General features: G+C 53.0%; 14 protein-coding genes. 4 read left to right on the top strand and 10 right to left on the bottom strand.

Features of this window, described 5'->3' with window-relative positions; genetic code table 11:
- The 4 genes from E4680_RS14350 to E4680_RS13280 form a co-directional block, all read left to right on the top strand.
- Positions 1–309: hypothetical protein (locus E4680_RS14350; protein WP_205688938.1), on the top strand; the 309-nt coding region annotated here is incomplete at its 5' end.
- On the top strand, positions 296–499 hold the full coding sequence (locus E4680_RS13285) for a hypothetical protein (protein ID WP_135282906.1): 204 nt from the start codon (positions 296–298) through the stop codon (positions 497–499). The genes E4680_RS14350 and E4680_RS13285, both read left to right, overlap by 14 nt.
- A gap of 11 nt (positions 500–510) precedes the next feature.
- Positions 511–663: a hypothetical protein gene (locus E4680_RS14140; RefSeq protein ID WP_167792519.1), complete on the top strand. Its 153-nt coding sequence runs from the start codon at positions 511–513 to the stop codon at positions 661–663.
- 159 nt (positions 664–822) lie between these two features.
- Positions 823–1062: a hypothetical protein gene (locus tag E4680_RS13280; RefSeq protein ID WP_135282905.1), complete on the top strand. Its 240-nt coding sequence runs from the start codon at positions 823–825 to the stop codon at positions 1060–1062.
- A gap of 39 nt (positions 1063–1101) precedes the next feature.
- Here the strand turns inward: E4680_RS13280 and E4680_RS13275 are convergent, their stop codons facing one another.
- From E4680_RS13275 to E4680_RS13230, 10 genes are all read right to left on the bottom strand, one after another.
- A complete protein-coding gene (locus tag E4680_RS13275; RefSeq protein ID WP_135282904.1) occupies positions 1102–1353 on the bottom strand; it encodes a hypothetical protein in 252 nt (83 codons plus the stop codon).
- Positions 1354–1386: 33 nt separating this feature from the next.
- On the bottom strand, positions 1387–3369 hold the full coding sequence (locus tag E4680_RS13270) for a DNA cytosine methyltransferase (protein ID WP_135282903.1): 1983 nt from the start codon (positions 3367–3369) through the stop codon (positions 1387–1389).
- Positions 3366–3605: a hypothetical protein gene (locus tag E4680_RS13265; protein WP_135282902.1), complete on the bottom strand. Its 240-nt coding sequence runs from the start codon at positions 3603–3605 to the stop codon at positions 3366–3368. The genes E4680_RS13270 and E4680_RS13265 overlap by 4 nt, the downstream gene beginning before the upstream one ends.
- A 29-nt stretch (positions 3606–3634) precedes the next feature.
- Positions 3635–3856: a hypothetical protein gene (locus E4680_RS13260; protein ID WP_135282901.1), complete on the bottom strand. Its 222-nt coding sequence runs from the start codon at positions 3854–3856 to the stop codon at positions 3635–3637.
- A gap of 81 nt (positions 3857–3937) precedes the next feature.
- Positions 3938–4273: a hypothetical protein gene (locus E4680_RS13255; RefSeq protein WP_135282900.1), complete on the bottom strand. Its 336-nt coding sequence runs from the start codon at positions 4271–4273 to the stop codon at positions 3938–3940.
- 222 nt (positions 4274–4495) lie between these two features.
- A complete protein-coding gene (locus E4680_RS13250) occupies positions 4496–4801 on the bottom strand; it encodes a hypothetical protein (RefSeq protein ID WP_135282899.1) in 306 nt (101 codons plus the stop codon).
- 70 nt (positions 4802–4871) lie between these two features.
- On the bottom strand, positions 4872–5105 hold the full coding sequence (locus E4680_RS13245) for an Acb2/Tad1 domain-containing protein (RefSeq protein WP_240696201.1): 234 nt from the start codon (positions 5103–5105) through the stop codon (positions 4872–4874).
- A 90-nt stretch (positions 5106–5195) separates the two neighbouring features.
- Positions 5196–5714, bottom strand: a complete 519-nt coding sequence (locus tag E4680_RS13240; protein WP_135282898.1) for a hypothetical protein — start codon at positions 5712–5714, stop codon at positions 5196–5198.
- The gene (locus E4680_RS13235; protein ID WP_135282897.1) at positions 5711–6100 is read right to left on the bottom strand and encodes a hypothetical protein; all 390 of its coding nucleotides are present in this window, start codon (positions 6098–6100) and stop codon (positions 5711–5713) included. The genes E4680_RS13240 and E4680_RS13235 overlap by 4 nt, the downstream gene beginning before the upstream one ends.
- Positions 6101–6169: 69 nt before the next feature.
- Positions 6170–6472 (bottom strand): hypothetical protein, encoded by a 303-nt coding sequence (locus tag E4680_RS13230; protein ID WP_135282896.1) that lies wholly within the window; start codon positions 6470–6472, stop codon positions 6170–6172.
- Positions 6473–6602: the final 130 nt, after the last annotated feature.

Raw genomic sequence — 6602 nt, 5'->3', positions numbered from 1 at the left:
AACGTAGTTCAGCTGCACGACAAGAGGACGCACCTTGCCGGACCAGCAAAATGCATCGGATGTGGGCATGAGTGGGTCGCTATTTCTCCGGCCGGCACAACTGTTTTTGAATGCCCGGAATGCGGCGAGCAAAAAGGCGCGCGCCGCGGGGTCGTTACAGACGATGAAGCGCTTAATTGCGAATGCGGCTGCTGGGCGTTCAGCGTTTTGATCAATGGCAATTGCCGTTGCCTTGGATGCGGGACAGAATATTCGTCTCGATCATCGTGGCGCGAAGTGATGGAGGATGAAGGCTATGATGACAAGTAAACCGTGGTATCTATCGATGGGCGTTGTCGGCGCACTGATAACGATCATCCTGGCAGCTCTGCAGATTGATTTGGATCAGGAGGCAAAAAACCTGCTGACCGAGAACGTCACCTCTCTGCTAACTGCCGTGTTTGGCTTGATTGCTCTGATCGGACGAATCAGGGCAAAAACATCTGTCCGTCTGAAATAGGAGGCGTAAAGGTGGGGCTGAAACTGGTAAACGCCAACCTGATAAATGTGCGTCACATTGCCGCTGTTCAATCTTTCGATCATCTTTTGGGGCGTCAACAACTGCCTGTTTTGGAACTAAAAGAGTATCGCCGCAATTTAAGTAGCGACGACCCGGACACATGACACCTCCAGGAGTGAGAATACGAACTCGCAATTTTTTGGGAGTCTCGCCAACCACCTCGACGGCGTAATAGCGGCGGCCTGCCCATGTATCCAGAACGATATACTTGGTTTCTGAGCTCATTATCAACACCTCGCCAGACTAAATAGGAGTCGTGAATTATGCATTACATTGAATTGCTTAAAGTTTTTGTCCAGGTTCTTCCGCTGATCATTGACCTTGTGAAAAAGCTCGACGATCTGCCTTCTAGCGAGGGGACCGGCGCAGACAAGCTGCAAATCGTACTCGATGCCGTCAAAGCGGCCGTCACTCAAGCAAAAGAGCTTGGTGTCAGCTGGGACAAGCTCGAGCCAATGATCAAGGCCGCTGTCGAATCGATCCTGCGCATCATTCGACGCTGATAGATGGCCGGCGGCCGAATAGTCGCCGGCATCTTTCAACTAAGCACGCGTATTGGCGAGCAAAAAATCCCATAGATGCTTTGGGTTTCCTGTTGCATCTAGCATCATGGCCGCTTCACCTAGCGAGCTATCAGGAATCGCCGTAGGAACGACAGCATATCCAGCCTTTGACAGGGCATCTATAATTTTACGAGGCCAATCCTCAAGCGGAACATCTTGATTATCCATAGCACATGCCACTTCATAGATCGCATCGCATGGGGCGTTAATTTCCGAATAGTACCCGGACATTAAGATCCCTCACCTTATGTTTTGCGGAAAATTTCAGATTGATTCAACAAATGCGCGGATAAAAGTCGCCGCGACCTGCGGGACTATGGCGTTCCCGTATCCTGCGATGCGCTTTTTTCGCGCTTGCTGCGTCGAGTTGACTTCGTCGGATACGCTATCAGCGATGCCATGCACCATTCCATTGGATATCCCATCAGCCAGCGGCTCAATGCCGGGTTCAATGCGTCGCGCCTTTCCGTCGGCGCCGACGATGACTCGGCAGTCTTCCCAGGCGTTTCCTGGTAAAGCGCCGCCTGTCTCGGCAGTTGATCGAGCCGAGTCCGCTGTGATCCGTCCGGATTCGTTCCGGTACGACTCATTCCGGCAGAGTCCTTCCAGTCGCGCGCGCTCGGAGTCGACCAGCCGTATAGCGCCCCAGTAGAGCCGCTGGCGGATGTGTGGCGCGCCCGCGCCCGCAGCGCACAGATCGGCGGCCCCGACGGCATATCCCAGCGCTTCCAGGTCAGCACGTACTCCTGCGAGCCATTCACGTCCAGCTCGGCTTGAAACTTGCTCTCCAAAGATGATTGCAGGCGTGCACTCTCGGATGAGGCGGAGCATTTCTGGCCAGAGGTGTCGTTCATCATCAGTCCCTTTATTTTTTCCGGCGGTCGAAAAAGGCTGGCAGTTGTGCACTATTATTCCGTCTGCGGTATAGCTTTCATCTTCTTCTACGGCGATGTTGAAAACCGTTCCTCTGCCAGCAGTCTTAACTGTTCGCACATATCCAATTCCATGCAAATCATTGAAAGAGAAAGAACGAGATCGCTCGTATGCAGTGATTCGATAGAATCCGCCGGCGGTCGAGACATTACGCCCCTGGATGGCTCTGGACTTCGTTTGATGCCATGCGATGGAAGCGGACCGCCCGTCCTGATTCAGCAAAACTCGGACGCCAACGGCAATTGCGCGCGAAATGGTTGTGAACCTTTCTACCCCAGGCTCTCGATGCCCGTCAGCCTCCTGATAGCCACGCAGAAATTCTCGGCGCCACTCAGGCGGTGCGCCATGAACCCATGCGGGAATTCTCTTGCCGGATGCCGTTGCACCGAAGTGTTCGCTGAGCCAGCGAACCAGAGATTTGGACCCGCATCGAGCGCGAGCGCTGGTGCGCTCTATTGATGGTGAACATGTCAGGCCTGCCTCGGTCATGATTTCACTCAGAATCGGAGCATCGCCCCTTGCTCCGCAAAGAAATACGGTGTCTTTGCTGGTCCATCCATCGCCAAGCCAGTAGCCAAGGAAACGCGCAAAACCCAGAGTAGTCGCATCCGCGCCGTCAGCGCCTCTCGCGTTTATTCGGCCCTGGATCAGCGCTCGTTCGCGGCACCGAACCGCATCATCGTATGACTTGAAGCGGCCTAGGTAGACGGTGCGCCCGTCCTTCCATCCTGTCGCGCGCCACCGTCCGCGCTCCAGAATCACTCCCCGGTTGTTTTCAATCTGAGGGATTTGGCTTGGTGGAACAGCGGCGACTGTACGCCATCTCTTGCCGGCTAGGCTTCCTGCCGCGGTCCATTCATCCGAGCCTGTCAGGAATGGATGGTTCGCCGTAGTCAGCAGGCCCCAATGCCCCTGCCCCTTGACCAGCACCATATCAGCCTCATCCGACCCGATTGCCTGAACAGAGCGCCAGCGCCCTTTATGTGTCAATACGTTGTCGCCGACCTTAACCGACTCGATTGGAATATAACCTCGCTTAGTTAAAACCAGGGTTCCTTCCGGGAAGCACGGACAAGATCCTGTCCATACCGGGACATCATCCGGCCATTCGGCCATGCGCAGCGCGAGGTCCCATCCGCCGATGCCAGCGAAAAGATGGATGCGGGTGTATCCAGCAAGGTCTGATGCAGTCAGATCTGAGATACTGGCGCAACTGACGGCCCCGGACATGATATGGCCAGATGAAATCAGTTCAAAAAGCCAATCATTCGTTTCGATGTCGCTGTAAAATGCTCTTGGGATAGGATGAATCATCGTTGGGCATTCCTGCGATTGCAGCCGATCGTTGCCGACGTGACCCACTCAAAAACTCGAGCACGCCAATAGCCGTCAAGATTACCTGACATGCTCGCAATTGAAGTTGCCTTGTCTGGCTGCATATCAGGGTTTTCGTCCATCAGCCGGCGTGCAAGGCTTACTGCCCGGTAAAGAATAATTTCAGCTGGCGCGGCTGTCGGCTTGTTTTTCTGATTAGTTTTCTGAGTTTGCATTTTCATCCCCTTGAAGTTTGCGTTATGCCTCACGACATCCACGCCATCGCATCCACGATGCCGCGTCCTTGTTGCGTTAGTCGCGCTCGGCCGGCTCCGCTATTGTCCTTGGCGATTTCAATAAGCTCGGGCGGCATATTGGTTTCCAGCAGCGGCATCACCAAGCTACTCACCTTCGCCCAGCCATCACCATCCTTTTCGCGGTCAACGAGTTTCAGCAAGTGTTTTTGTCCAGCGTCCAGTTTTTCCATTAATCATTCCTCTTTGGTAATGCGCTGGCATAACCAGCGCTTCAAGCCGACGTGCCCGAAAAGCCGGGCACGCGGCTTAAGCTAGGCGTTGGAGGGCAAGGCCGCAGCAATCGCTGCCTCCAAATCATCAGCCCATGCCTGATCCGTGTACTTGTGCAGTCGCATGTAATGCAATGCAGCGCTTGCCGCTTTCAGCAGTCCGGGCGCAGCGGCTATCAGCCTCGCGTCCGCATTCCGGTTTGGGTAGCACACCCGCGCAACCTCAAACCCATCGGCGTCGTAAATTAGCGCCTCGCTTCCTTCGGTGTGCTCGCTGACATGCCATGGCCCAGGTCGGTGCGCAAACTCTTTTGCCTGCGCATCGGCCTCGGCCTGTTCTTCGGCATACTGCCCGCTGTAGTAATAATCGTCGCTCATCTCATCCTCCAAAATCGCCTAACAACCGCATCAAGCCGACTCCGCTACGCTACGCGGCTTATGCGGAGCGTTCGACGTGGTTTGCTACAGCTTCCGCGTAGCATTTTCGACGGTATTCAATGACGTCTCGGCTCGCATTCCGCTTCAATGCCGATTCATATGCTGAGTAAGCGATATCAATACTGATGATACGCGCGTTTTTGGCAAGATCTGATTTTGATTTCATTGATCAGGCCTCGTTATTTGATTGACTACCCACTGAAAGTTGAAATTCGTGTCAGCGTCATGAATCCATTCGATGGCGTCCGTCCTGTCAATTTTTTGATCTATCAGCAATAGAATTTCACGCTCTAATTCGTCGCAGATGTCCGGGCTGAATCTGATCGCTGTCGAAAGCAAGACAAGGTCAAACGCCTTATCGATCCTTACTTTTTCAGCCTCATCGATCTGATCTTGAGTCCCAACAAGATCAGGAAGCCATTCATAAACTCTTTTTTTAACTAGATTGGCCGTTTTTTCGTCAATCATTTGTCATACCCCATACGATAAGCTAACTACTAGTTAGCCGCTACCAGCCGTAGCCAGTGGCGGCAGTTGGTCAGAAGGTGGTAGGCTGGGCCACGCCACGGATCGCCCACATGAACCCCTGCTGAAGGTTGGTTTTGCCGAGGGCGACGGAACGCTTGTCCGTGCCTTCGGTTGCCTCCAGCTTGGCAATGAACGCGCCGCACTGTTCGGCCAGCTCCTTGCCTTCGTTCATTAGGTCGATCTCTTCCTGGCTGAGGTCGCGGTAGCCTTTGATCTTCTCGTGTTGGTCTTTCACTTCAGTCATACTCCAAGCGGCCAACAAAAATTTCCACCCGACGCCTGAAAGTTCGGCGCTTGCCCTGGCCGCTGTGCAGGGCGCGGGTGAAATTAGACGTTAGGCGGAATATCCTTCTAGTCTCACTTCCCCCGCCAGTCTACCGAGAGAATCATAGAACTTATCTCTTACCCACTGATTCTCAAATTCGTTGATCATTATGTCGTGCATACTATATCCGTATATGTGCCTGCAAATATTTTTTGCGGCGTCCGCTGCATGTCTCGATTTGCATGGGCGTTCTAGGCCGAATTTGACAGCAACAGCGCACTGCCGCAATAAATGACTTGGGGCTTCATGGATACAAAATTGATCTGCCAGATACATGATTTGGTTATACTCCGTAGCACTCAATAGTTCATCCATGTCAACAAACGCTTGCTGCAATTTTTCTTCTACCTGAGACTTGTGTATTTTCGCATTCATGATTGCCTCGTGTTCTATCTCGGCAACTAGCACAGTTATAAAAGACAGGAATACAGGTATAGTCTCCATGTTCGAATTGAATACCGCGCCTATTTCGTCACACAGGACTTCAACAGGACCTTTAGAAAACCCTTGGCTAATTTTCTTATTCATGGTCTACTCCCAGCAGCGTGATCTAGCGCCGCCAATGCTAATGGCCCCCATCTATCCATCACCTCGGCCACATCGGGAGAAAACGTGCTTTCATCCTCTCCGAGCAACCGAAGCGCCATTGAAAGTGCATCCGCTTCAGTGGCTTTTAGTCGCTTACTGTCGGCTCTAAGTATTTCACAATGTTCCATAAGCTCACGGACGCTCTGGATCGTCCCTGCCGGCGTATCTTTTGATAAACACAGGGCCGCAGCAATTTCAGAGCACATATACTCAATTTGTGCTCGATTATTCATAGCTTCTCTTGCGGCCCTACTGTCCGGCACCAGAGATATGAGATCGTCAAGCGTTATGTTCCGAGCGTCATCTATCGTTACTTGTATTGCCATATTTCCTCCAAAGTCGCCTAACAAGTGCATCAAGGCGACAACAAAAAGCGTTGCGCCTTATGCGGGTCGTTAGCGGTCACGGATGCGATCCCGTATTCCCAACAGAAGCGCCTCAATGTGGAGCCCGTTAATCTTTTCTCCGACTTTCGGAAGGGCCGCGTGATCACCAGTCAAAAGAGGATCGAGCCAGGTTGTAGGAACCATTTCGGCGCACCGGTTGCGTTCTTCCTGCGTCGCCTCGTTCACCGCCTGTTGCAACGCGTCTTGCATACGCTCAATCTTAGCTTTCGCATTTCGCAATTCTTCGGAGGAATCCAGGAGGTTGTCGTACTCCTCGCCCGTTATCGTCACCACGTCAAGATCACGACTCATTTGTCATACCCCAATTCACGCTGAGCCATTGCCCTTGCTGCATCGCTGGCGTACTCGCGGCAGATGCGTGCCAGTTCCTGATAAACCGCCTCGCGGTCTCCGTCTCGCAGGGTCGCCGCAAGATGTGTGA

The organism is Candidatus Macondimonas diazotrophica (assembly GCF_004684205.1).
Classification (GTDB): Bacteria; Pseudomonadota; Gammaproteobacteria; order UBA5335; family UBA5335; genus Macondimonas; species Macondimonas diazotrophica.
The sequence above is the reverse complement of the archived record's forward strand: the minus strand, read 5'-3'. Positions and strand labels throughout refer to the sequence as shown.